The following is a 23,275-nucleotide window of genomic DNA, read 5'->3' on the forward strand; positions in this document are numbered from 1 at the left end:
CTGCCTTGCGGCAGGCGTTAATCAAAAATTCTGGCCGTGTTCGGGCGAGTCGGCTTACCAGCGCTGCTTCAGCAGGTTGTTCGGCTGAATGCCGCCAATCGCATGAGCGTTGCCGAAGTGCTGCACGGCGATACCCGCCTCGAACTCTTCACGGAAATATTTAATCGCGCTTTGCAGTGGCTCTACGGCACCTGGCGCGTGGGCGCAGAAGGTTTTGCCCGGGCCGAGGGAACGGCACAGCTGTTCGAGGGTTTCGATATCCCCCGGCTGCCCTTCGCCGTTTTCCAACGCACGCAGGATCTTCACGCTCCACGGCAGGCCGTCGCGGCATGGCGTACACCAGCCGCAGGACTCGCGGGCGAAGAACTCTTCCAGGTTGCGCACCAGCGGCACCATGCCGATTTCGTGGTCTACCGCCATCGCCAGCGCGGTGCCGAGACGGCTGCCGGCTTTGCCGATTGCGCCGTATTCCATCGGCAGATCGAGGTGATCGGCGGTCAGGAAGTCGGTGCCCGCACCGCCCGGCTGCCAGGCTTTGAAGCGCAGACCGTCGCGCATGCCGCCGGCGTAGTCTTCCAGGATTTCACGCGCTGTGGTGCCGAACGGCAGCTCCCAGACGCCCGGATTTTTCACCCGACCGGAGAAACCCATCAGCTTGGTGCCTTTGTCTTCACTGCCGGAGATGCCGGTGTACCACTCCACGCCGTTCGCCAGAATGGCCGGCACGTTGCACAGCGTTTCGACGTTGTTGACGCAGGTCGGCTTGCCCCATACGCCGGCGCTGGCCGGGAATGGCGGCTTGGAGCGCGGGTTGGCGCGGCGGCCTTCCAGCGAGTTGATCAGCGCGGTTTCTTCGCCGCAGATGTAACGGCCGGCGCCGGTGTGCACGATCAGCTCGAAATCAAACCCGGTGCCGAGAATGTTCTTGCCCAGATAGCCGGCTTCGGTGGCTTCCGCGATGGCGCGACGCAAGTGTGCCGCCGCTTCGATGTACTCACCGCGCAGGAAGATGTACCCACGGTAGGCTTTCAGCGCGAACGCGGAGATCAGCATGCCTTCCACCAGCAGGTGCGGCAGCTGCTCCATCAGCAGGCGGTCTTTATAGGTGCCCGGCTCCATCTCATCGGCGTTACACAGCAGGTAACGGATGTTCATGGATTCGTCCTTCGGCATCAGGCTCCACTTCAAACCGGTGGAGAAGCCCGCGCCGCCGCGGCCCTTCAGCCCGGAATCTTTTACCAGGCTGACGATCTCGTCGGGCGCCAGGCCCTTCAGGGCCTTTTCCGCACCGGCATAGCCGTTTTTGCTGCGGTATTCGTCCAGCCACAGCGGCTGCTTGTCATCGCGCAGACGCCAGGTCAGCGGATGCGTTTCGGGAGTGCGTACAATGTGCTTGGTCATTGATACTGCTCCAGTAGCGTCTCGATATCTTCAGGCTTCAGCTGACTGTGAGTGTCCTCATCAATCATCATGGTCGGCCCTTTATCGCAGTTGCCCAGACAGCAGGTCGGCAACAGCGTGAAGCGGCCATCAAAGGTGGTTTGACCCGGTTTGATGTTCAGCTTCTTCTCGATAGCGGCCTGAATGCCCTGGTAACCGGTGATGTGACAAACAACGCTGTCACAATAACGGATCACGTGACGTCCTACTGGCTGACGGAAAATCTGGCTGTAGAACGTGGCCACGCCTTCTACGTCGCTGGCGGGGATGCCCAGCACTTCCGCGATGGCGTAAATCGCACCGTCCGGAACCCAGCCGCGCTGCTTCTGCACAATTTTCAGTGCTTCGATGGAAGCGGCGCGCGGATCCTCGTAATGGTGCTTTTCGTGCTCGATCGCATCACGTTCTTCCGCGCTCAGTACAAATGCATCAACGCCGCTCTGAGGAGCGGCTGCGTTGATGGGCTCGAGCGCATCATTGACTGCGTGATTGTCTTTTTGATCATGCATAGTTAGCGGTCCACATCTGACATTACAAAATCGATACTACCCAGATAGACGATCAGGTCGGAAACCAGGCTGCCTCGGATGACCGATGGGATCTGCTGCAGGTGCGCAAAGCTTGGCGTACGTACCCGGGTGCGGTAGCTCATGGTGCTGCCGTCGCTGGTCAGGTAGTAGCTGTTGATCCCTTTGGTGGCTTCAATCATCTGGAATGATTCGTTGGCTGGCATCACCGGGCCCCAGGAAACCTGCAGGAAGTGGGTGATCAGCGTTTCAATGTGCTGCAGCGTGCGCTCTTTCGGCGGCGGCGTGGTCAGCGGGTGATCGGCCTTGAACGGGCCTTCCGGCATGTTGTTCAGGCACTGTTCGAGGATGCGCAGGCTCTGGCGCAGCTCTTCCACCTTCAGCATCACGCGGGTGTAGCAGTCGCTGGTGCCGTCGCCGACCGGCACTTCGAAGTCGAAGTTCTCGTAGCCGGAATACGGACGCCATTTACGCACGTCGAACTCGACGCCGGTCGCGCGCAGACCGGCACCGGTCACGCCCCACTCCAGCGCTTCTTTGGCGTTATAGGACGCCACGCCGATGGAACGGCCTTTCAGGATGCTGTTCTTCAGCGCCGCTTTCACGTAAGAATCCAGACGCTTCGGCATCCAGTCGAGGAATTCGCGCAGCAGGCGATCCCAACCGCGCGGCAGATCGTGCGCGACGCCGCCGATGCGGAACCAGGCCGGGTGCATGCGGAAACCGGTAATCGCTTCCACCAGATCGTAGATCTTCTGACGGTCGGTAAAGGCGAAGAACACCGGGGTCATCGCGCCGACGTCCTGAATGAAGGTGGAGATGTACAGCAGGTGGCTGTTGATGCGGAACAGTTCGGACAGCATCACGCGAATGGTGTCTACGCGCTCCGGCACCTTGATGCCGGCCAGCTTTTCAACCGCCAGCACGTAAGGCATTTCGTTCACGCAGCCGCCGAGGTACTCGATGCGGTCGGTGTACGGAATGTAGCTGTGCCAGGATTGACGCTCGCCCATCTTCTCGGCGCCGCGGTGGTGATAGCCGATATCCGGCACGCAGTCGACGATCTCTTCGCCGTCCAGCTGCAGAATGATGCGGAACGCACCGTGCGCGGACGGGTGGTTCGGGCCGAGGTTGAGGAACATGAAGTCTTCATTCTCGGTGCCGCGCTTCATGCCCCAGTCTTCCGGCTTGAAGGTCAGCGCTTCCATCTCCAGATCTTCTTTCTGTTTGGTCAACACGAAAGGATCGAATTCGGTGGCGCGCGCCGGGTAGTCCTTACGCAGCGGGTGCCCTTCCCAGGTCTGCGGCATCATGATGCGCGACAGGTGCGGGTGGCCGTCGAAGGTGATGCCGAACATTTCCCAGGTCTCGCGCTCATACCAGTTGGCGTTCGGGAACACCTTGGTCGCCGTCGGCACGTGCAGGTCTTTTTCAGACAGCGCTACCTTCAGCATGATGTCGCGGTTGCGTTCGATGGAAATCAGATGGTAGAAAACGGAGAAATCCGCAGCGGGCAGGCCGTCGCGGTGGGTGCGAAGACGTTCGTCTACGCCATGCAGATCGAACAGCATGACATACGGCTTCGGCTGTTTTCTCAGGAACGTCATTACTTCCAGTAACTGGTCAGGTTTAACCCATACCACGGGCATGCCGGTGCGGGTGGCCTGAACAGTAAAGGCTTCCGGCCCAAAACGGTTGCGCAGTTCGCCGATCACCGGGTCGTCAAGGTGATCTCGGGTCTGCCAGGCAGGCAAGGCGTCGTGCGTCGTCAAATCTGTCATAATTTTTTTTCACCACACTAAAGGGTTATTCGCCGCAAGTTTCACTTTTCGCTGTGTTAACCAATAGCGCACTAAGATGGACGTTAAATGAACGTCTTAAATCTCGTCAGGCGTCCGGAGGTTGGTCACCGCGATGCGCTCGCCGTGTTTACGCTCTCTTTCAGACTGCATATTGGCGCGGTAAACGCCCTGATCGCCGACAACCCACGACAGCGGGCGACGTTCTTTGCCGATGGATTCCTGCAGCAGCATCAGCGCTTGCATGTAGGCTTCCGGACGCGGCGGGCAGCCGGGAATGTACACGTCGACCGGCAGGAACTTGTCCACACCCTGCACCACGGAATAGATGTCGTACATGCCGCCGGAGTTGGCGCAGGCGCCCATCGAAATCACCCACTTCGGTTCCAGCATCTGCTCGTACAGGCGCTGGATGACCGGAGCCATCTTGGTGAAGCAGGTGCCGGCCACCACCATCAGGTCAGCCTGACGCGGGGAGGCGCGCAACACTTCCGCACCGAAACGCGCCACGTCGTGAACGGCGGTAAACGACGTCACCATCTCCACGTAACAGCACGAAAGGCCGAAGTTATACGGCCAAATAGAGTTTTTACGCCCCCAGTTCACCATGTCATGCAGCGCATGTTCGAGTTTACCCATGTAAACCGTGCGGTGGACCTGTTGTTCCAGGGGATCGGCGACGATCTCCTGTTTTTGCAGGGGATAACGGTCGTTCTCACCGTTCGGGTCTATGCGGGTGAGCGTATAGTCCATCTTAATGCCTCGCTGTTACTGCGGATGACTGTTGGTGTTAGTGATCGTGCTCGGTTTGCTGCGGCGTTGGGAACGCGCCGGAGTCCAATCCAACGCGCCGATGCGCACCAGATAAACCAGACCGGCCAATAGCACCAAAATGAAAATGGCGGCTTCGATAAAGCCTACCCAGCCGCTCTCGCGAATCGAGACCGACCAGGCGTACAGGTATAAGGCTTCAACGTCGAAAATAACGAAGAACATGGCCACCAGGTAAAACTTGGCGGACAGACGCATGCGCGCCGTGCCGACGGAGTCGATACCTGATTCAAACGGGGTGTGTTTGGCGCGCGCCCGGGCTCTCCCGCCCAAGAAGAACGCACCCAGCAGCATTAAGCCGCAAAGCCCGATAGCCACAACGAGAAATACGGCGAGCGCCCAGTGATGAGCGATAACTTCAGTGGTTGTTGACATACTCTATGCTTACTCATCAAAAGTGGCGTCGATCGCACTGCTCTTGTCACCGGCAGTTAGTGCGCCACATCGATTTAAGGGAAGGATAAATAACCACACAAACAAACTGCTTTTACAGCGAGTTAGGCAGCGTTTTTCTGTGGGCTTTTTACTCCTTTCTATAACCTTTTGTCAACTTTGACAAAAGTATCTACACACTAGTTTACATACGTATCATTTGATTAACATTTGATGCGCCAGGGACAGGCTAAATCGTGTCAGTTAATTTTTGTGTAGAAACAGATAGATATAAACCAACATGCACATTTCAGTTTTACTATACCATTGTCTCAGGAATTCCCTGTTCTTCCACTCACTACCTAGGGGTATTTTTTTGATCCAGGACACGTTTTCAGCATAAATCCTCAAAAAAAGTGTGGGCCTTTAACAATTTTCCTCAAATTAAGCCGCAAAAACGGCCGCTATAAGCTAACAAAATAACCTTACCATTACCATGCCTTTAACCCATTCAATCTTATTGCTCAAAAAACAAACTCACCGTCTTAAACCCGGCCAAACTCTGTTTTCATTGACGCTTAAAATGCAAAAAAATAGCCATCTCATAACAAAATTGCACTTAACCACCTATAACAGTCACTTTCATCAAAATTAAGGCAAAAAAAACCTCCGCCGAAGCAGAGGTTTTTCATCCGATTTCACGCCGCAGCGTTACTCTTCTTCGTCCACCAGGCTGGCGTCATCCTGATCGCCCTGGAGACCGGTTTCCGTTCCGTTGAAACCATAGCTGTCGTTGCCGCCCTGCATCGCGCTGAAGATGGCCATCGCCAGCTCGCTGCTGCACTGCGCGTTTTTGCACAGCGCATACTGGGTATCCGGCAACGGCGGCAAACCTTCCGCCGCGCCCAGCACCCGCAGGTCGGGGCTCATCATCTCGATAGGCCGCGCGGTGACGCCCAGACCGGCCTTGCAGGCCGCCCGCACTGCGGACAGCGTAGAGGCGACGTAGGCGATGCGCCACGGAATACCGGCTTCGTCCAACTGTTTGATCGCCAGCGCGCGGAACGGGCTTGGCTCGTCCATCACCACCAACGGGATCGGCTCGCCGGCCTGGTAGTGGTAATCAGCGGCGCAGTACCACAGCGTCGGCGACGTGCGCAGCACAATGTGCGGATGCCCTTCGGGATCGGCCGTGGTCACCGCCAGATCGATCTGCCCTTCTTCCAGCAGGTCGACCATCGTCGTGCTGCGCTTCACGCGCACGTCAATAGCCAGCTTGGGATAGATGGCGGTCACGCGGTTCAACAGGAAAGGCAGAATGGTATCGGCGGTGTCGTCGGAAGCGCCGATGGTCAGAACACCTTTAATATTGTTGTACATCAGAGAGGTACAGGCTTCATCGTTAAAGCGCAGGATCTTCCTGGCATAACCGAGAAGCTGAATACCGTGCTCAGTCAGGAGTTTGTTACGCCCATGGCGGGCAAACAGTTCTTTGCCGACCAGTTGCTCTAATCGCTGCATTTGCTGGCTGACGGCTGATTGAGTACGGCAAACGGCGACGGCCGCCGCCGCGAAGGTATTCAAATCAGCAACAGCAACAAAAGTTCTTAGCAGATCGAGGTCGAGATTAAGTATCGGACGATTTGCAGTTGTCATAGTGTATTCTTCACTTTTTTAAATTCTAATTTACGAACTACTACCCTGGTGTGTTTCTCAGACGCCGTTGAAAAAGGGCGGCGCCTGTTATGACAGTACCCCACTCATAAGTGGAGGGCAAAAAAATTACTTATGTTTCGTTACCTCTATCGCTTTTTAAAATGCAACCTATCGATAATGCTTATAGGACGCAGGGAGTTAAATACCGATGGAAAGGGCTTATTCCCACCGAACCTAAGATTTTACTCATTCATACTGCCTGATTTCCACTCCATTCGTGCTACTGAGAACCCTTATCAACGGGGGCTTAGACAGCATTTCAGAGCAAAAAAGATAAATAATTAACAGCGCCGGCTTCGTACCCCTACTCAATGAATTTAATAAATTCAATCAGTAAGATTTCTACTTTAAATAATAATCTCATACCCACATTAACAATGTTTAAGACAAAATATAAAGTAAAGCTAATGTAAATATGCCTTTTTCTTAGTGTGGTGCGCCATCCGACAACCGGCTATCAGACAAGTCCGGTATTATCGTTCCTTTACAGTTTATTGACACCCATCCTTCCTTCCCGCTTATCAGTTCTCTGACGCCGGCCGCGCTCGCCGGCGCATCGCGTTTCCCGGCTCACATTTTTTCAGAACAAAACCCTACTAAAATTATAGTTCATGACATTATGAACCACAAAATAACTTTACCTTTACTTATCATAACTAAAATCCCCCGTTACGACATGCGTTTGCACCAAAGGCGTGCAAAACCCTTCAAAAGCAACTACGCCAGGAGTACATTGGGCGGGTTGCGGCGTTCCACGGTAGGAGCGCCCCTATCCCAGCAAAAGGCTCAACTTTTTATGTCCCCCATTGAGAAATCCAGCAAACTGGACAACGTCTGCTATGACATTCGCGGCCCGGTGCTTAAAGAAGCTAAACGTCTTGAAGAAGAAGGCAACAAAGTCCTGAAACTGAACATCGGCAACCCCGCCCCGTTCGGCTTCGACGCCCCGGACGAAATCCTGGTCGACGTGATCCGCAATCTGCCCACGGCGCAAGGTTACTCCGATTCCAAAGGCCTCTTCTCGGCGCGTAAAGCGATCATGCAGCACTATCAGGCGCGCAACATGCGTGACGTGACCGTTGAGGATATCTACATTGGCAACGGCGTCTCGGAGCTGATCGTCCAATCCATGCAGGCGCTGCTCAACAGCGGCGACGAAATGCTGGTGCCGGCGCCGGACTACCCGCTGTGGACCGCCGCGGTCTCGCTGTCCGGCGGCAAGGCCGTGCACTACCTGTGCGATGAGCAGGCCGGCTGGTTCCCGGATCTGGACGACATCATCAGCAAGATCACTCCGCGCACCCGCGGCATCGTGATCATCAACCCGAACAACCCGACCGGTGCGGTTTACAGCAAAGCGCTGCTGGAGCAGATCGTCGAGATCGCCCGTCAACACAACCTGATCATCTTCGCCGACGAGATCTACGACAAGATCCTGTATGACGAAGCCGAGCACCACTCGATCGCCGCACTGGCGCCGGATCTGCTGACAGTGACCTTCAACGGCCTGTCGAAGACCTACCGCGTGGCCGGCTTCCGCCAGGGCTGGATGGTGCTGAACGGGCCGAAAAAGCACGCCAAAGGCTATATCGAAGGGCTGGAGATGCTGGCTTCGATGCGCCTGTGCGCCAACGTGCCGATGCAGCACGCCATTCAGACCGCGCTGGGCGGTTATCAGAGCATCAGCGAATTCATTCAGCCCGGCGGGCGTCTGTATGAGCAGCGCAACCGCACCTGGGAACTGCTCAACGATATCCCGGGCGTCTCTTGCGTGAAACCGCAGGGCGCGCTGTACATGTTCCCACGCATCGACGCCAAGCGCTTCAACATCCATGACGACCAGAAGCTGGTGCTGGATCTGTTGCTGCAGGAAAAAGTGCTGCTGGTGCAGGGTTCCGCATTCAACTGGCCTTACCCGGATCACGTGCGCATCGTCACCCTGCCGCGCGTAGACGAGCTGGAAATGGCGGTCGGCAAGCTGGGCCGCTTCCTGGAAGGCTACCACCAGTAATCGCCTGGGGCGCAGCGGCTTGCTGCGCCCTTCCCTCACAGGCCGGTTGCAAAATTCGCCGTCACTGCTTCACAATGGGGCCCTCACTTGCCGTTAAAGAGAGCACCATGAGCCAGAGCCATTTCTTCGCCCATCTGTCCCGCCTGAAACTGATCAACCGCTGGCCGCTGATGCGCAACGTGCGTACCGAGAACGTCTCCGAACACAGCCTGCAGGTGGCTTTTGTCGCCCACGCGTTGGCGGTGATCAAGAACCGCAAATTCAACGGCAACCTCAACGCTGACCGCGTTGCGCTGCTGGCGATGTACCACGACGCCAGCGAAGTGATCACCGGCGACATGCCGACGCCGATCAAGTACTACAACCCGCAGATCGCCCACGAGTACAAGAAGATCGAAAAGATCGCCCAACAAAAGCTGCTGGACATGATCCCGGCGGAGCTGCGCAACGACTTCCGCACCATTCTCGATGAGCATTACTACAGCGAAGATGAAAAGCAGGTGGTGAAGCAGGCGGACGCACTGTGCGCTTACCTGAAATGCCTGGAGGAGCTGTCCGCCGGCAACAACGAATTCACTCTGGCCAAGGCGCGGCTGGATAAAACGCTGGAGCAGCGCCGCAGCCCGGAAATGGACTACTTCATGGAGGTGTTCATTCCCAGCTTCAGCCTGTCGCTGGACGAAATCAGCCTCGACAGCTCGCTGTAACCCGCCGGCGCAGCCTTCGCTGCGCCGTTAAAATCCGTAAAGCCACGGCACCACCAACACGCTGACCGCCATCACCAACAGAGTGAACGGCACGCCAAGACGCACGAAATCGCCGAACTTGTAATTACCCGGCCCCAGCACCAGCGTGTTGACTGGCGAAGAGACCGGCGTCATAAAGGCAGCGGACGCGGCGATGGCGATAATCATCGCGAACGGGTACGGCGAGACGCCCATTTCGCGCGCGGCGGCGATGGCGATCGGTGCCATCAGCACCGCCGTCGCGGTATTGGAAATAAACAGGCCGATGGTGGCGCACAGCACGAACAGGCACAACAGCATCACGCGCGGCCCCGCGCCGCCCGCGACGTCCATCAGCCCGCGGACGATCAGATCGACACCGCCGGTCTTTTGCAGCGCCTGCGCGAACGGCATCATGCCGACGATCAAAATGATGCTCGGCCAGTGGATCGATTTATAGGCGCTCTCCATGTCGATGCAACGGAACTTGCCCATCAGCAGGCAGGCGATCAGCGCCGCGATCGGGTTGGGGATTTCGTCGGTCAGCATCATCGCCACCATCAACGCCAGACAAAACAGCGCGTGCGGCGCCTGGGTGATGGCCGGCGCCACTTCATCCACTTCGGCCGGCAGATTGAGCACGATAAAGTCGTGGGTTTTGGCCTGCAGCTGACGGATGGCCTTCCAGTCGCCGATCACCAGCAAAATGTCGCCCAACTCCAGCGGTTCGTCCACCAGCTTGCCGCTCAGCGTCTCGCCGTGGCGCCGGATGCCCACCACGTTCAGATCATAGCGGCTGCGGAACGCCGCTTCGCGCAGGCTTTTGCCCAGCAGCGCCGAGTCCGGGATCAGCGAGACCTCCGCCATGCCGACGTTGCGCGACTGTTCAGAGAAATAATCACCACGCAGCACCATCGGCTCCAGCTGCTGCTCGCCGCAGAATTCACGCAGATCGACCTGGCTGTCCGACATGTCGATCAGGAGGACATCGCCCTCGCGCAGTTCGGTGCTGCCGGAAGCGCTGACCATCACTCGCCGGAAGCGTTTCCAACGCTCGATGCCCACCACGTTGGCGCCATAGCGCGCGCGCAGGTGCAGCTCATCCAGAGAACGCCCGATCAGCGGCGAAGCGCTACGGACAGCCAGCCGCCGCGCGCGGCCGGTCAGTTTGTAATCGCGGATCAGATCGCGGAAGGTGCGCCGCCGCCAGTCGTCGCCGGCTTTGCCCGTTTCACCGCTGCCCAGCCAACGGCGGGCGATCAGCATGTAGCCGACGCCCAGCGCCAGCACCGCCAGGCCGATGGGCGTCACGCTGAAGAAGCCGAAACCATGAATGCCTTCGCGCACCAGTTCGCTGTTGACCACCATGTTGGGCGGCGTGGCCACCAGCGTCATCATACCGCTGATTAGCCCGGCGAAGCTGAGCGGCATCATCAGCCGCCCCGGTGCGATCTTCATTCTCGCCGTCACGCTGAGCACCACCGGGATAAAGATCGCCACCACGCCGGTCGAGCTCATGAACGCTCCCAGCCCGGCGACCGTCACCATCAGCAGCATCAACATTTTGGTTTCGCTGCTGCCGGCCACTTTCACCAGCCAGTCGCCGACCTGATAGGCCACACCGGTGCGCACCAGCCCTTCGCCGATCACGAACAGCGCGGCGATCAAAATCACGTTGGGATCGCTGAAACCGACCGTCGCCTCCTGCAGGCTGAGCGTGCCGCTCAGCACGAAAGCGATGATCACCAACAGCGCCACCACGTCCATGCGCAGCTTGTTGGTGGTAAACAGCACAATGGCAATCAGCAGTAAACTCAGCACCCACAGTAATTCGCTGTTCAAAACGGCCTCATCCGGCAAATGTCCAAGGGGTTAAAAAATAGCATAAAAAAACCCCGCCGAGGCGGGGTCTAATCAATTAGGGTGAAGATAATGCTGCTCAGGCCAGCCGGCGAACGATCGCCCCGTGCGCCGTTTTCTCGACGGCGATCTGTTCCAGCGACCCCAGCCGCAGGTCGACCTGATCCAGCTTCGGCGCATCCGCCGGCGCGTTGACCGCGATCACCTGGCAGCCCGCCGCCAGACCGGAAAGAATGCCGGCCGGTGCGTCTTCGACCACCACGCACTCGTGCGGCGCCAGGCCCAGACGCTCGGCGCCCAGCAGATAGGCGTCGGGCTGCGGTTTACCGTGTTTAACCTGCTCGGCGGTGATAAACACCGCCGGCTGCGGCAAGCCGCCGGCCTGGCGACGGGCGCCCGCCACCGGCACCGAACCGGAGGTGACGATCGCCCAGGGAATGTCGAGCGCGTTCAGGCGATCCAGCAATGCAATGGCGCCAGGCAGTGCGCGAACGCCGTCGGTATCCTGCGCTTCCCTCTGCTCCAGCAGTTGGAACTCGCGCTGAATTTCCGCTTCGCTTTCACCCGGCATAAAGTGGCGCAGAGAAGTAATGGCCTGTTTACCGTGAATGAAGTCCAGCACGGCTTGCGGGTTGACGCCGCGGCGCTCGGCCCAGTGCGTCCAGGCGCGCTCTACCGCCGGCAGCGAATCCACCAGGGTGCCATCAAGATCGAACAGAAAACCCTTACACTCCACAGAAAACCTCTTTTTAATCAAGCATTGATGATTTGCGCTATCTCAACGGCGCTCAAGTGATACTGGCGCGGGCAGGCCAGCCAGATCGCCAGCATACGCTGGTATTTCTCCCACATTTTGGTCTGGGCGTTGAAACCGTGGCTGCCGGAATCGAAGTGAGTATAACGCCCCTCGGTGCTGACCAGGAAACGCACGTAGCTCAGGTAGCGCGCCTCGGTGGCGGCATCGAAACCGAGAAACGCCAGGCGGCGTTCGTCCAGATCCTGTTTCTCTTTCAGGTTGCCCCAGGAAACCTGCAGCGCATGATGCATCTCCATCACGTTGATGATGGTGCGGCACACCTCTTCGCTCAGTTCGCCGAAGTCGCGATCCAGCTCGCGCATTTGCAAACCGAAGCCGCGTTCGACGATGGTTTGCAACCGGCGATAACGATCGCTGTTGTCCGGATCGAGCAGGGTCATCATCTTGTACTGATTCGACAGGATCAGCCGCTGGGCGTTGGTCATTTCCATCAGGATTTCCTCATTTCTGTGTGATGGCGGGAGCATCGCACAGCGCAAGAACGCAGGAAATCACAACTCGACCGTTCTTTGATTTAAACCGGGGTTATTGGCGCTTAGACGAAAAAGGCCGCATCAACGCGGCCTTTTTTCAGTTACAGATCGTCAAGGAAGGTTTTGTCCAGCTGCTTGAACGCGCGCTTGAGCAGATCGGCCAACGTCTGATAAGTCGGCGTCCCTTCGAGCGGCGCCACCGCCTGCCCCGCTTCCGTCAGCTTGTTGCGCACCTCGTGGAACCATTGCAGCAGCGTCGGCGGCAGCGGCGTGACCGAACGGCGCCCCAGCCACCACAGCCCCTGCATCGGCAGGCTGCAGGCGAACAGCGCGGTGGCGATCGCCGGGCCGAGCTGGCCGCCGAGCGCGATCTGCCAGGTCAGCGTGAAAATCGCCAACGGCGGCATGAAGCGGATGGCGAAACGGGTAGCACGCGCAACGCGGTTCTCCGGAAAGACCGGTGCCAGACGTTTGTCTGACGGCCAGGTTTTCATATAATGCTGCCCGCGCTGGAAGACCTGAAACCAGCTTACGGAACCGGACGGTTTGCTCGTCATTGCGTACCTCAACGTCACGTAAAGAAACTCACAGCGTGCTGCCAGAGACAATACTAAAAAATTTGAAGCTTTAAATTTATTTTGTGTTTGCACCGGGCTATCGGTATCCTAAGCCGGCCTTGTGGCCGGTAGAAGATGACGTAAATTTTGTCAACTTTTAGCCCTATAAAAATCAAGATTATTTAAACCGCAGAGAAATCATCGGTTTTTCCATCATCCTGTGATTTGTGCACTTCACATGATGTTAATCATAAATGTCATCGGCACTATGCGCTACGCTTGTTGTCTGATTGACGATTAATTCACCACGTGTGTTCGATTTTCTTTTAACAACACGACTATTTAAGTAGGTACTTCCATGTCGAGTAAGCTAGTACTGGTTCTTAACTGCGGCAGTTCTTCTCTGAAATTCGCCATCATCGATGCCGTTAACGGCGACGAATTCCTCTCCGGTTTGGCCGAGTGTTTCCACCTGCCTGAAGCTCGCATCAAGTGGAAAATGGACGGCGCCAAACACGAAGCTGCCCTGGGGGCCGGCGCTGCACACAGCGAAGCGCTGAACTTCATTGTTAATACTATTCTGGCACAAAAACCAGAGCTTTCCGCGCAGTTGACCGCTATCGGCCACCGCATCGTGCACGGCGGCGAGAAATTCACCGCCTCCGCCGTGATCAACGACGAAGTTCTGCAGGGTATCAAAGATTCCGTACCGTTTGCACCACTGCACAACCCGGCTCACCTGATCGGCATCGCGGAAGCGCTGAAATCCTTCCCTCACCTGGCTGACAAGAACGTTGCCGTGTTCGACACCGCGTTCCACCAGACCATGCCGGAAGAATCCTACCTGTACGCCCTGCCGTACAGCCTGTACCGCGACCACGGCGTTCGCCGCTACGGCGCGCACGGCACCAGCCACTTCTACGTGACTCAAGAAGCCGCGAAGATGCTGAACAAGCCGGTGGAAGAAGTGAACGTGATCACCTGCCACCTGGGCAACGGCGGTTCCGTTACCGCAGTGCGCAACGGCCAGTGCGTTGATACCTCCATGGGTCTGACCCCGCTGGAAGGCCTGGTGATGGGCACCCGCAGCGGCGACATCGATCCGGCTATCATCTTCCACCTGCACGATTCTCTGGGCATGAGCGTTGACCAGATCAACAAGATGCTGACCAAAGAATCCGGCCTGCTGGGCCTGACCGAAGTCACCAGCGACTGCCGTTACGTTGAAGACAACTACGACAGCAAAGCCGACGCCAAACGCGCAATGGACGTGTTCTGCCACCGTCTGGCCAAATACGTCGGCGCCTACAGCGCGCTGATGGAAGGCCGTCTGGACGCGGTGATCTTCACCGGCGGCATCGGCGAGAACGCCGGCATGGTGCGCGAGCTGACCCTGAACAAACTGGGCCTGCTGGGCTTCGAAATCGACCACGACCGCAACATGGCCGCTCGCTTCGGCAAATCCGGCGCCATCACCAAAGACGGCAGCCGCCTGGCGCTGGTGATCCCGACCAACGAAGAGTTGGTCATCGCGCAGGACGCATCCCGCCTGACCGCGTAATGCTCTCAAAACACCGTCAGCCCAGGCTGACGGTGTTGTTTTAGCCTCATGTTAATCGTGAAGAGGACTATTCTGTGTCACGTACTATTATGTTGATCCCCACCGGCACCAGCGTCGGCCTGACCAGCGTCAGCCTGGGTGTCATCCGCTCCATGGAGCAAAAAGGCGTTCGTCTGAGCGTATTCAAGCCTATCGCTCAACCGCGCTCCGGCGACAATGCGCTCGACCAGACCACCACCATCATCCGCAGCAGCAACTCCACCATTACGGCGGCCGAACCGCTGCGCATGGACTACGTTGAGGGCCTGCTGAGCTCCAACCAGCAAGACGTGCTGATGGAAGAGATCGTGGCGCGCTACCACGAGAACACCAAAGACGCGGAAGTGGTGCTGATCGAAGGCCTGGTGCCGACCCGCAAGCACCAGTTCGCCAACGCGCTGAACTACGAGATCGCCAAAACCCTGAACGCCGAGATCGTCTTCGTGCTGGCGCTGGGCAACGACTCCCCGGCGCAGCTGAAAGAGCGCATCGAACTGGCGCGCACCAGCTTCGGCGGCAGCAAGAACAAGAACATCACCGGCGTTATCATCAACAAGCTGAACGCACCGGTCGACGATCAGGGCCGCACCCGTCCTGACCTGTCCGAAATCTTCGACGACTCCACCAAAGCCAGCATCGCCCACGTCGATCCTGCGCAGCTGTTCGCCAACAGCCCGCTGCCGGTTCTGGGCTGCGTGCCGTGGAGCTTCGATCTGATCGCCACCCGCGCCATCGACATGGCTCGCCACCTGAAGGCCCGCGTGGTCAACGAAGGCGACATCATGACCCGCCGCGTGAAGTCCGTGACCTTCTGTGCGCGCAGCATTCCGCACATGCTGGAACACTTCCGCCCTGGCTCCCTGCTGGTGACCTCCGCAGACCGCCCTGACGTGCTGGTCTCCGCCTGCCTGGCGGCGATGAACGGCGTGGAAATCGGCGCCATTCTGCTGACCGGCGGCTACGCCATCGACGAGCCGATCAAGAAGCTGTGCGAACGCGCCTTCCAGACCGGCCTGCCGGTGTTCATGGTCGACACCAATACCTGGCAGACCTCGCTGAGCCTGCAGAGCTTCAACCTCGAAGTGCCGGCGGACGACCACCAGCGCATCGAGAAAGTGCAGAACTACGTGGCCAGCCACATCAACACCGAGTGGATCGACTCGCTGACCGCCACCTCCGAGCGTTCACGCCGCCTGTCTCCACCGGCGTTCCGTTACGAGCTGACCGAGCTGGCGCGTAAAGCCGGCAAGCGCATCGTGCTGCCGGAAGGCGACGAGCCGCGCACCGTGAAAGCAGCGGCCATCTGCGCCGAACGCGGTATTGCGGAATGCGTGCTGCTCGGCAACCCGGACGAGATCCAGCGCGTAGCGGCAGCGCAAGGCGTTGAGCTGGGCAAAGGCATCGAAATCGTCGATCCGGTCGCCGTGCGTGAAAACTACGTGCCGCGTCTGGTTGAGCTGCGCAAGAGCAAGGGCATGACCGAAGTGGTCGCGCGCGAGCAGTTGGAAGACAACGTGGTACTCGGCACCCTGATGCTGGAACAAGGCGAAGTCGACGGTCTGGTTTCCGGTGCGGTTCACACCACCGCCAACACCATCCGTCCGCCGTTGCAGCTGATCAAAACCGCGCCGGGCAGCTCGCTGGTGTCCTCCGTGTTCTTCATGCTGCTGCCTGACCAGGTTCTGGTCTACGGCGACTGCGCGATCAACCCGGATCCGACCGCCGAGCAGCTGTCTGAGATCGCCATCCAGTCTGCAGATTCCGCCGCCGCCTTCGGTATCGAGCCGCGCGTAGCGATGATCTCCTACTCCACCGGCAACTCCGGTGCGGGCAGCGACGTAGAGAAAGTGCGCGAAGCGACCCGTCTGGCGCAGGAAAAACGCCCGGACCTGATCATCGATGGCCCGCTGCAGTACGACGCCGCCATCATGGCCGACGTTGCCAAGTCCAAGGCGCCGAACTCACCGGTAGCCGGCCAGGCGACCGTGTTCATCTTCCCGGATCTGAACACCGGCAACACCACTTACAAAGCGGTGCAGCGTTCCGCTGACCTGGTCTCCATCGGGCCGATGCTGCAAGGCATGCGCAAGCCGGTGAACGACCTGTCGCGCGGCGCGCTGGTAGACGATATCGTCTACACCGTCGCACTGACGGCGATCCAGTCTTCCCAGGCTGACGCTGCCGCCGCCAAGGCCTGATAGCCCATTAACGCCCCGTCCCGGACGGGGTGGTGGATAATGAGTATTGGCGTAAACAATAAAGCACCGCTCATGCATATTGAGCGGTGCTTTTTTATTCTCAAGAGAAAAACCTGTCTCTCTCAAGCGGGCGAAGCTCGCTGCCTGCCCTACGCTGAGTGCGCACCAATTTCCGTAGAAACAAACAAATAGCCGCAATATCGTCAGCGAGCCACTCCTGTTCCGCCGCAAGATAAGAATACTCTTAATTAAAGGCCCGCCTTATTCCGATGACTGGGTTTTGTGCTAGACACTATGCACACTCATAAAAAAACCTGAAGGTTTACCCTATGGCACACACTGGTCAGTCCGTTGAGAAAATAGCCAAAACGCTCATTAACAATGCCATTAATTACGATTCCTACCTCTGGAAGATCGACCGGCTCGGCCCCACAACGAACAGAATGCTGGCGCTGGCTTTCTCTCTGACGAGGGGAAAAAGAGAGGTATCGGGATTAACCCGCTTCGTGGGCCACAGCGCAGGCATCACGCATGACGCCTCCCTATTTGACCGATATATTGCAGAACTGCAGGCGAAAGAGAAAAAAAGCCAGCGGCTGATTCTGCCGTGGAGCGGTAAAAAGGAAGTTGAAGCGCGGCCTTTTACCGCATGCGCCGAAGCCCATGTATGGCTTGAGCTTTATGCTCGCAACCTGCATCCGCGTCATTACTACTGCGTTGCTTTCAACGGGGATGGGAGGATCGCGCCGTGTTGCAATAACTGCAAAATGTGGGTCCACAACGCGTTTTTCGGCGTTGTCACGCCCAATACCGAATATAACAATCGACACACCTATTCTCCGCGTTAAGGCGCGCGTTGCCTTGGCGACGTTTCATGGCCTTATCCATCAGGCAACGCCGGTCATTGACCGGCGTCCTGGTCTTTTCTAATGCTGCACCAGCAGCTGCTTGGCGGCCTCCAGAATATGCTCCGCGGTCAGGCCATACTCCTGCTGTAAAAACGCCTGGGTGCCCACCTGGCCGTAACGCTCCTTCACCCCCACGCGCCGCATCGGCGTCGGGCACTCCTCCGCCAGCACCTCCGCCACCGCCGACCCCAGCCCGTTATGAATGCTGTGGTTTTCACAGGTAACGATGCGTCCGGTCTTGGCCGCGTAGGTTTTGATCAGTTCACGGTCGATAGGCTTGAGGGTGAACATATCGATTACCGCCGCGCTGACGCCCTGCTGCGCCAGCATCTGCGCCGCCTTCAGCGCTTCGGCCACCATGATGCCGTTGGCGATCAGCGTGACGTCGTCGCCGTCGCGCAGCAGGTTGCCCTTGCCGATGGTAAAGCGCGAGCCCTCCTGATAGATGCGCGTTGCCTGCTTGCGGATGGTGCGCACCCAGTAGAAACCGCGCAAGTCCATCAGCTGACGCAGAATGTCGGCGAACATGGTGGCGTCAGTCACTTCCAGCACCACCGAATGCGCCAGCCCGCGCACGATGCCCATGTCTTCGAACGACATATGGGTGCCGCCGTTGTGGCAGGCGCTCACCCCGGCGTCGGAGGCGATCACCTTGACGTTGTTGCGCTGGTAATCCAGCGACATGAACAGCTGATCGAAGCAGCGGCGGCTGGCGAAGGCGGTAAAGGTATGCACGAACGGCACCCGGCCGGTGAGCGACAGCCCGGCGGCGACGCCGATCACATTGGCCTCCATGATGCCGCAGTTAATCACGTGCTGCGGGTGATCCTTGTGCACGCCGTCCATCGCCATCGAGCTCATCAGGTCCGCCTCCAGCGCGATGATCGGCGCGCCCGCTTCAATCTGCCGCCGCACCGCGCCGGCGTAGACTTTGCGCATTTCGACGGCGTCGTTTTCCAACTGCGTCACTACGTTAAACATGGGCGGCCTCCAGTTCGGCGATGGCTTTTTCGATCTCCAGCTGCACGTCCGGCGTCAGGCGCAGATGGTGTGAGTTGGACAGGTTTTCCAGATAGCTCACGCCCTGTCCCTTGATGCTGTCGAGCACGATCGCCAGCGGCCGCTGTTCGCCGCCGCGCGCCGGCGCCACCGCCGCCAGCAGCGCTGCGATGTCGTCGCCCTTGATGGTCTGCACCTCAAAACCAAAGGCGCGGAACTTGGCGGCCAGATCGAACGGTTGGATCACCTCGTCCAGCGCGCCGTCCAGCTGCTGCTTGTTGTAATCGATAAACAGCGTCAGGTTGTTCAGATTGTGGTGGGCGATAAACTGGAACGCCTCCCAGCACTGCCCTTCGTTCAGCTCCCCGTCGCCGAGGATGCTGAACACCCGGTTGCGCCGCCCCGCCAGCCGGTGGGACAACGCCATGCCGGCGGCGATCGACACGCCCTGCCCCAGCGAACCTGTGGTAGCGTCCACGCCGCGCGTACGCAGCCGGTCCGGGTGGCTCGGCAGACGCGTGCCGTTCTGGTTGAGGGTCTTCAACTCCTCCAGCGGGAAGTAGCCCTTGATCGCCAGCGTGCTGTACAGCGCCGGGCCGGCGTGCCCTTTCGACAGCACGAAGTCATCGCGCTCCGGCCAGTCCGGATCCGCCGGATCGATGCGCATCACGCCGCCGTACAGCACCGCCAGCGTCTCCACCACCGACATGCAGCCGCCGTAGTGGCCGAAGCCCAGCCCGGTCAGCGCCTTCAAGGTTTCCAGACGGATCGCACGCGCCAGGGCGCGCAGCTCTCTCATTTCCGTTTCGCTCGTTGTGTCATTCATCAGTCTGCCCTCGTTATTTCTCGACGCGGTCAGCGGCCGGTGCGCCTTTGCGTTTTCCCAGGAAGTTATGCGCCACCAGCAGCGCGAACACGGCGACGATCGCCAGCATGATCATCTCTTTCGACATAAAGCGCGCCATATTGCCCAGCAGGATGCCGACTACGCCGAAGTCGGCGTCGGAGAAGGTGGTGTTGGCGAAGCCCAGCGCCCCCAGCACCGGCAACAGCAGCACCGGCAGGAAAGTGATCAGCAGGCCGTTGGCGAAAGCGCCCAGCATCGCGCCGCGCCGCCCGCCGGTGGCATTGCCGAACACCCCGGCGGTGGCGCCGGTGAAGAAGTGCGGCACCACGCCAGGCAGGATCAGCACCATCTTCAGCTGTCCCAACAGAAACAGCCCGGCCAACCCGCCGAGGAAACTGAACAGGAAGCCGATCAGCACCGCGTTGGGGGCATAGGGATACACCACCGGGCAATCCAGCGCCGGCCGCGCGTTAGGCACCAGCTTTTCCGAGAAGCCGGTAAACGCCGGCACGATTTCCGCCAGAATCAAGCGCACGCCCTGCAGGATGATGAACACCCCGGCGGCGAAGGTAATGGCCTGGATTATCGAATACACCAGGTAGTTCTGGCCGCCGCTGAGTTCGCTTTCCACATAGGCCCGCCCGGCGCAGATCGCCAGGATCAGGTAGATGACGATCATGGTCATCGAGATCGAAATAGAGCTGTCGCGCAGGAAGCTGAGGTTTTTCGGCAGGTTCATCTCTTCGGTCGAGCGTGAATGTTTCCCCACCTTCGAGCCGATCCAGCCGGACAGCACGTAGCCCAGGGTGCCGAAGTGGCCGAAGGCGATGTCGTCGTTGCCGGTGATACGCCGCATATAGCGCTGGGCGATCGCCGGGAAGAACGCCATCACCAGCCCCAGGGTCAGCGCGCCGGTGAACACCAGCTGCACGCCCTCAAAGCCCGCCACCGTCAGGATGATGCCGATCATGCAGGCCATGTAGAACGTGTGGTGGCCGGTGAGGAAGATGTATTTCAGCCGGGTGAAGCGCGCCACCACGATGTTCGCCACCATGCCGAACGCCATGATCAACGCGGTGGAGGCACCGTATTTCTCCAGCGCGATAGAGACGATCGCTTCGTTGTTCGGAATGATGCCCTGAATATTAAACGCGTGCTCGAACATGCCGCCCAGCGGATTGAGCGACCCGACCAATACCGTGGCGCCGCCGCCCAAAACGATAAAGCCGAGAATGGTTTTTACCGTGCCTTTCACCACATCGGAAAAGGATTTCTTTTGCGCCAGCAAACCGATCAGCGCAATAAGCCCGACCAGCACCGAAGGCACCTTTAATATATCCACCACAAACTTGAGCGTTTCCTGGATAAACATATCCACCTCGCCAATCGTTTTATTCAGAGGATTGAGTGGGCTTCGAAGTAAGCGCGCAGCTTGGCTTCCAGCTCATTGATGTCGATGATGTTACTGATCACCACCAGCTGATCGGCCGGCACGCTGGCGCTGTCGGCGATGTCTTTCGCCATCACGAACACGTCGGCCGCGCCGGGAGTGGCCGACGACAGATCGGAGTGTTCGACCTCGGCCTCCACGCCCATCTTTTTCAGCACCTTTTTAATGTTCATTTCCACCATAAAACTGCTGCCGAGACCGGAACCGCAAATCGCCATGATTTTCATGATATCCACCTGTTGAATTTAGCGTGTAGGGTAGCGCCGCCGGTCATATTCCCGGCGTTGTTAGCATTAATAGTGTTCCTGGTGATTAAGCGTTAATAGCGGGCGATAATATCCTCAATTTGCCGTTTATCTTTGGCGTGAAATAACGCCTCCATCGCCTGATTGTCTGAAAATAATTCCGCCAGCTGCGAAATCAATTCGATGTGGCTGTCGCCGTCGGGCGCAGAAAGCATCACCACCACCTGAACCGGATCGTTATCCGCGGAGTGGAAATTCACCCCCTGATGGATCTTCAATAGCGATAACCCCAGCGCGTTGGCGCCTTCCTCCGGCCGGGCGTGCGGCATGGCAATGCCCGGCGCTAGTACGAAGTAAGGGCCGAGCTTCTCCTGCTGATGAAAGATGGCCGTCAGGTAATTCGGCGTAATCACGCCGCCTTGCAGCAGCGGTTGTGCGCTCAGCGTTACCGCCTGGCGCCAGTCCTCCACCCGTTCGCACAGCTGTATATGATCGGCGGTCAGCCACTCTTTCAGCACATTACCCTCCCAAGCGTTGATGGTTTCGGTCGGTGATTAATTCACCGACGACGGTAAAACTTTAATCAACCCCTCTCGGCTGCACAGTGACTGGCATCACAAAGATAGCGCTACCAAAGCGCTATCATGCAGATCTGTGATAGCGCTATCAAAACACCGCGCCGCGGCATGGCGTTAACCACAATTTTTTCTCGCTCTTTCGGCTAACGGGGTAGAATGTGCCGCATACGGGGATCGTCGAAGCCGCCTCGTCGGCTTCCCACCCCTACCATTTTTATGCGCCGCGCGCGCATTTCAGTCAGGATTACGCATGTCGATCGGTAAAAAACGACGCAGCACAGGCAGGGTGACGTTGGCTGACGTGGCGCAGCTGGCGGGCGTCGGCACCATGACGGTTTCGCGCGCGCTGCGCACACCGGAGCAGGTTTCGGACAAACTGCGCGAGAAGATCGATGCGGCGGTGAGCGAACTGGGCTATCTGCCCAATCTGGCCGCCAGTTCGCTGGCGTCGGCCTCGTCCTACACCATCGCCATGGTGGTGCCCAGCCTGTCCGAGTCCGGCTGCGCCGAGATGTTCGCCGGCCTGCAGAAAGTGCTGCAGCCGGCCGGCTATCACATCATGCTGGCGGAGTCGCAGCATCACCTCGAACGCGAAGAGAAGCTACTGGAGACCCTGCTCTCTTACAACCTGGCAGCGGCGGTGCTGCTCAGCGTCGAGCATTCGCAGAACGCCCGCAACGCGTTGATCGCTGCCAACATCCCGGTGGTGGAGATTGGCGCCGTGCGCGCCGATCCGATCGACATGAGCATCGGCATCGATTACGTGGCGGCCATGTATCAGCTGACGCAAACGGTGATCGCCAGCGGCTATCAGAATATCGGGCTGTTGTGTGCCAACCAGGAGCAGTGGATTTTCCAGCAGCACCTGCAGGGCTGGCACAAGGCGCTGCTGCGCAACCATATGTCGCCGCATCGGGTGATCAACGCCGCACAGCCCGCCAGCTTCAGCACCGGCGCACAGCAGCTGCCGGAATTTTTGCTGGCCTGGCCGGAGCTGGACGCGCTGGTGTGCGCGTCGGACGAACTGGCGGGCGGCGCGCTGTATGAATGCCAGCGGCGGCGCATCAAGGTGCCGGACAATCTGGCGGTGGTGGGGTTCGGCAACAGCGAGTTCAGCCGGGTGTGTCAGCCGCCGCTGACCACCATGACCATTCCGCATCGCGACATCGGCATTCAGGCCGGCCAGGCGCTGCTGGCGCGGCTGAACCAGCAACCCTGGCTGCCGGAAGGCTCCCTGCCCGCCACGCTGTGCCGCCGCGACAGCTGCTGAATCCGCGCCATAAAAAAAGCCGGTCGATGACCGGCTCTTTCATGCGTTGGCG

21 protein-coding genes are annotated in these 23,275 nt (G+C 58.6%); 6 read left to right on the forward strand and 15 right to left on the reverse strand.

Going from position 1 to position 23,275, the window contains the following annotated elements:
- Positions 1-54: 54 nt before the first annotated feature.
- The 6 genes from nuoF to lrhA all read right to left on the reverse strand — a co-directional run bounded on the left by nuoF (position 55) and on the right by lrhA (position 6,625).
- On the reverse strand, positions 55-1,401 hold the full coding sequence (gene nuoF, locus ATE40_RS13685) for an NADH-quinone oxidoreductase subunit NuoF (RefSeq protein ID WP_004936030.1): 1,347 nt from the start codon (positions 1,399-1,401) through the stop codon (positions 55-57).
- On the reverse strand, positions 1,398-1,949 hold the full coding sequence (gene nuoE / locus ATE40_RS13690) for an NADH-quinone oxidoreductase subunit NuoE (RefSeq protein ID WP_004936034.1): 552 nt from the start codon (positions 1,947-1,949) through the stop codon (positions 1,398-1,400). The genes nuoF and nuoE overlap by 4 nt, the downstream gene beginning before the upstream one ends.
- Positions 1,950-1,951: 2 nt before the next feature.
- Entirely contained in the window at positions 1,952-3,748 is a 1,797-nt protein-coding gene (nuoC, locus tag ATE40_RS13695; RefSeq protein WP_004936036.1) for an NADH-quinone oxidoreductase subunit C/D, read from the reverse strand.
- A gap of 96 nt (positions 3,749-3,844) precedes the next feature.
- A complete protein-coding gene (locus ATE40_RS13700) occupies positions 3,845-4,519 on the reverse strand; it encodes a NuoB/complex I 20 kDa subunit family protein (protein WP_004936039.1) in 675 nt (224 codons plus the stop codon).
- 15 nt (positions 4,520-4,534) lie between these two features.
- Positions 4,535-4,972 carry an NADH-quinone oxidoreductase subunit NuoA gene (gene nuoA / locus ATE40_RS13705; RefSeq protein ID WP_004936040.1) on the reverse strand — a complete coding sequence of 146 codons (438 nt, stop codon included), beginning with the start codon at positions 4,970-4,972 and terminating at the stop codon, positions 4,535-4,537.
- A 708-nt stretch (positions 4,973-5,680) separates the two neighbouring features.
- Positions 5,681-6,625 carry a transcriptional regulator LrhA gene (gene lrhA / locus ATE40_RS13710; protein ID WP_025160168.1) on the reverse strand — a complete coding sequence of 315 codons (945 nt, stop codon included), beginning with the start codon at positions 6,623-6,625 and terminating at the stop codon, positions 5,681-5,683.
- An 856-nt stretch (positions 6,626-7,481) separates the two neighbouring features.
- Between lrhA and ATE40_RS13715 the strand changes: the two genes are divergently transcribed.
- The gene (locus ATE40_RS13715; RefSeq protein WP_019453720.1) at positions 7,482-8,696 is read left to right on the forward strand and encodes a pyridoxal phosphate-dependent aminotransferase; all 1,215 of its coding nucleotides are present in this window, start codon (positions 7,482-7,484) and stop codon (positions 8,694-8,696) included.
- A 107-nt stretch (positions 8,697-8,803) separates the two neighbouring features.
- Positions 8,804-9,403 carry a 5'-deoxynucleotidase gene (gene yfbR / locus ATE40_RS13720; RefSeq protein WP_015378582.1) on the forward strand — a complete coding sequence of 200 codons (600 nt, stop codon included), beginning with the start codon at positions 8,804-8,806 and terminating at the stop codon, positions 9,401-9,403.
- A gap of 27 nt (positions 9,404-9,430) precedes the next feature.
- Here the strand turns inward: yfbR and ATE40_RS13725 are convergent, their stop codons facing one another.
- From ATE40_RS13725 to yfbV, 4 genes are all read right to left on the reverse strand, one after another.
- The gene (locus ATE40_RS13725; protein WP_071532826.1) at positions 9,431-11,281 is read right to left on the reverse strand and encodes an SLC13 family permease; all 1,851 of its coding nucleotides are present in this window, start codon (positions 11,279-11,281) and stop codon (positions 9,431-9,433) included.
- Positions 11,282-11,360: 79 nt separating this feature from the next.
- Positions 11,361-12,017, reverse strand: coding sequence for a sugar phosphatase (locus ATE40_RS13730; RefSeq protein WP_063919782.1), 657 nt, complete (start codon positions 12,015-12,017; stop codon positions 11,361-11,363).
- 17 nt (positions 12,018-12,034) lie between these two features.
- Entirely contained in the window at positions 12,035-12,529 is a 495-nt protein-coding gene (locus ATE40_RS13735) for a YfbU family protein (RefSeq protein WP_019453723.1), read from the reverse strand.
- Positions 12,530-12,672: 143 nt separating this feature from the next.
- Positions 12,673-13,128 carry a terminus macrodomain insulation protein YfbV gene (yfbV, locus tag ATE40_RS13740; protein ID WP_004936061.1) on the reverse strand — a complete coding sequence of 152 codons (456 nt, stop codon included), beginning with the start codon at positions 13,126-13,128 and terminating at the stop codon, positions 12,673-12,675.
- Between the two features lie 358 nt (positions 13,129-13,486).
- Between yfbV and ackA the strand changes: the two genes are divergently transcribed.
- The 3 genes from ackA (at position 13,487) to ATE40_RS13755 (ending at position 17,774) form a co-directional block, all read left to right on the forward strand.
- Entirely contained in the window at positions 13,487-14,689 is a 1,203-nt protein-coding gene (gene ackA, locus ATE40_RS13745; RefSeq protein ID WP_004936063.1) for an acetate kinase, read from the forward strand.
- Between the two features lie 74 nt (positions 14,690-14,763).
- Positions 14,764-16,926 carry a phosphate acetyltransferase gene (gene pta / locus ATE40_RS13750; RefSeq protein WP_025160167.1) on the forward strand — a complete coding sequence of 721 codons (2,163 nt, stop codon included), beginning with the start codon at positions 14,764-14,766 and terminating at the stop codon, positions 16,924-16,926.
- A gap of 329 nt (positions 16,927-17,255) precedes the next feature.
- Positions 17,256-17,774, forward strand: coding sequence for a hypothetical protein (locus ATE40_RS13755; protein WP_019453725.1), 519 nt, complete (start codon positions 17,256-17,258; stop codon positions 17,772-17,774).
- A 78-nt stretch (positions 17,775-17,852) separates the two neighbouring features.
- Here ATE40_RS13755 and ATE40_RS13760 read toward each other — a convergent pair whose 3' ends face one another.
- From ATE40_RS13760 to ATE40_RS13780, 5 genes are all read right to left on the reverse strand, one after another.
- Entirely contained in the window at positions 17,853-18,815 is a 963-nt protein-coding gene (locus ATE40_RS13760; protein ID WP_063919783.1) for a transketolase family protein, read from the reverse strand.
- Complete coding sequence (locus ATE40_RS13765) at positions 18,808-19,659, reverse strand: transketolase (protein ID WP_025160166.1); 852 nt, start codon at positions 19,657-19,659, stop codon at positions 18,808-18,810. Before ATE40_RS13765 ends, ATE40_RS13760 begins: the two co-directional genes overlap by 8 nt.
- Positions 19,660-19,672: 13 nt before the next feature.
- Positions 19,673-21,052 (reverse strand): PTS ascorbate transporter subunit IIC, encoded by a 1,380-nt coding sequence (locus ATE40_RS13770; RefSeq protein ID WP_019453728.1) that lies wholly within the window; start codon positions 21,050-21,052, stop codon positions 19,673-19,675.
- A 23-nt stretch (positions 21,053-21,075) separates the two neighbouring features.
- Positions 21,076-21,357, reverse strand: coding sequence for a PTS sugar transporter subunit IIB (locus ATE40_RS13775; protein ID WP_019453729.1), 282 nt, complete (start codon positions 21,355-21,357; stop codon positions 21,076-21,078).
- Between the two features lie 92 nt (positions 21,358-21,449).
- Positions 21,450-21,893: a PTS sugar transporter subunit IIA gene (locus ATE40_RS13780; protein WP_019453730.1), complete on the reverse strand. Its 444-nt coding sequence runs from the start codon at positions 21,891-21,893 to the stop codon at positions 21,450-21,452.
- Between the two features lie 310 nt (positions 21,894-22,203).
- Between ATE40_RS13780 and ATE40_RS13785 the strand changes: the two genes are divergently transcribed.
- Positions 22,204-23,223 carry a LacI family DNA-binding transcriptional regulator gene (locus tag ATE40_RS13785; RefSeq protein ID WP_025160165.1) on the forward strand — a complete coding sequence of 340 codons (1,020 nt, stop codon included), beginning with the start codon at positions 22,204-22,206 and terminating at the stop codon, positions 23,221-23,223.
- Positions 23,224-23,275 lie beyond the last annotated feature (52 nt).

It is taken from the genome of Serratia surfactantfaciens, from assembly GCF_001642805.2.
GTDB classification, from domain to species: Bacteria; Pseudomonadota; Gammaproteobacteria; order Enterobacterales; family Enterobacteriaceae; genus Serratia; species Serratia surfactantfaciens.

Excerpts from the sequence above, each read along its gene's own strand:
- nuoF (WP_004936030.1), bottom strand. The coding sequence starts at position 1,401 with ATGACCAAGCACATTGTACGCACTCCCGAAACGCATCCGCTGACCTGG.
- nuoE (WP_004936034.1), bottom strand. The coding sequence starts at position 1,949 with ATGCATGATCAAAAAGACAATCACGCAGTCAATGATGCGCTCGAGCCC.
- nuoC (WP_004936036.1), bottom strand. The coding sequence starts at position 3,748 with ATGACAGATTTGACGACGCACGACGCCTTGCCTGCCTGGCAGACCCGA.
- ATE40_RS13700 (WP_004936039.1), bottom strand. The coding sequence starts at position 4,519 with ATGGACTATACGCTCACCCGCATAGACCCGAACGGTGAGAACGACCGT.
- nuoA (WP_004936040.1), bottom strand. The coding sequence starts at position 4,972 with ATGTCAACAACCACTGAAGTTATCGCTCATCACTGGGCGCTCGCCGTA.
- lrhA (WP_025160168.1), bottom strand. The coding sequence starts at position 6,625 with ATGACAACTGCAAATCGTCCGATACTTAATCTCGACCTCGATCTGCTA.
- ATE40_RS13715 (WP_019453720.1), top strand. The coding sequence starts at position 7,482 with ATGTCCCCCATTGAGAAATCCAGCAAACTGGACAACGTCTGCTATGAC.
- yfbR (WP_015378582.1), top strand. The coding sequence starts at position 8,804 with ATGAGCCAGAGCCATTTCTTCGCCCATCTGTCCCGCCTGAAACTGATC.
- ATE40_RS13735 (WP_019453723.1), bottom strand. The coding sequence starts at position 12,529 with ATGGAAATGACCAACGCCCAGCGGCTGATCCTGTCGAATCAGTACAAG.
- yfbV (WP_004936061.1), bottom strand. The coding sequence starts at position 13,128 with ATGACGAGCAAACCGTCCGGTTCCGTAAGCTGGTTTCAGGTCTTCCAG.
- ackA (WP_004936063.1), top strand. The coding sequence starts at position 13,487 with ATGTCGAGTAAGCTAGTACTGGTTCTTAACTGCGGCAGTTCTTCTCTG.
- ATE40_RS13755 (WP_019453725.1), top strand. The coding sequence starts at position 17,256 with ATGGCACACACTGGTCAGTCCGTTGAGAAAATAGCCAAAACGCTCATT.
- ATE40_RS13760 (WP_063919783.1), bottom strand. The coding sequence starts at position 18,815 with ATGTTTAACGTAGTGACGCAGTTGGAAAACGACGCCGTCGAAATGCGC.
- ATE40_RS13765 (WP_025160166.1), bottom strand. The coding sequence starts at position 19,659 with ATGAATGACACAACGAGCGAAACGGAAATGAGAGAGCTGCGCGCCCTG.
- ATE40_RS13770 (WP_019453728.1), bottom strand. The coding sequence starts at position 21,052 with ATGTTTATCCAGGAAACGCTCAAGTTTGTGGTGGATATATTAAAGGTG.
- ATE40_RS13775 (WP_019453729.1), bottom strand. The coding sequence starts at position 21,357 with ATGAAAATCATGGCGATTTGCGGTTCCGGTCTCGGCAGCAGTTTTATG.
- ATE40_RS13785 (WP_025160165.1), top strand. The coding sequence starts at position 22,204 with ATGTCGATCGGTAAAAAACGACGCAGCACAGGCAGGGTGACGTTGGCT.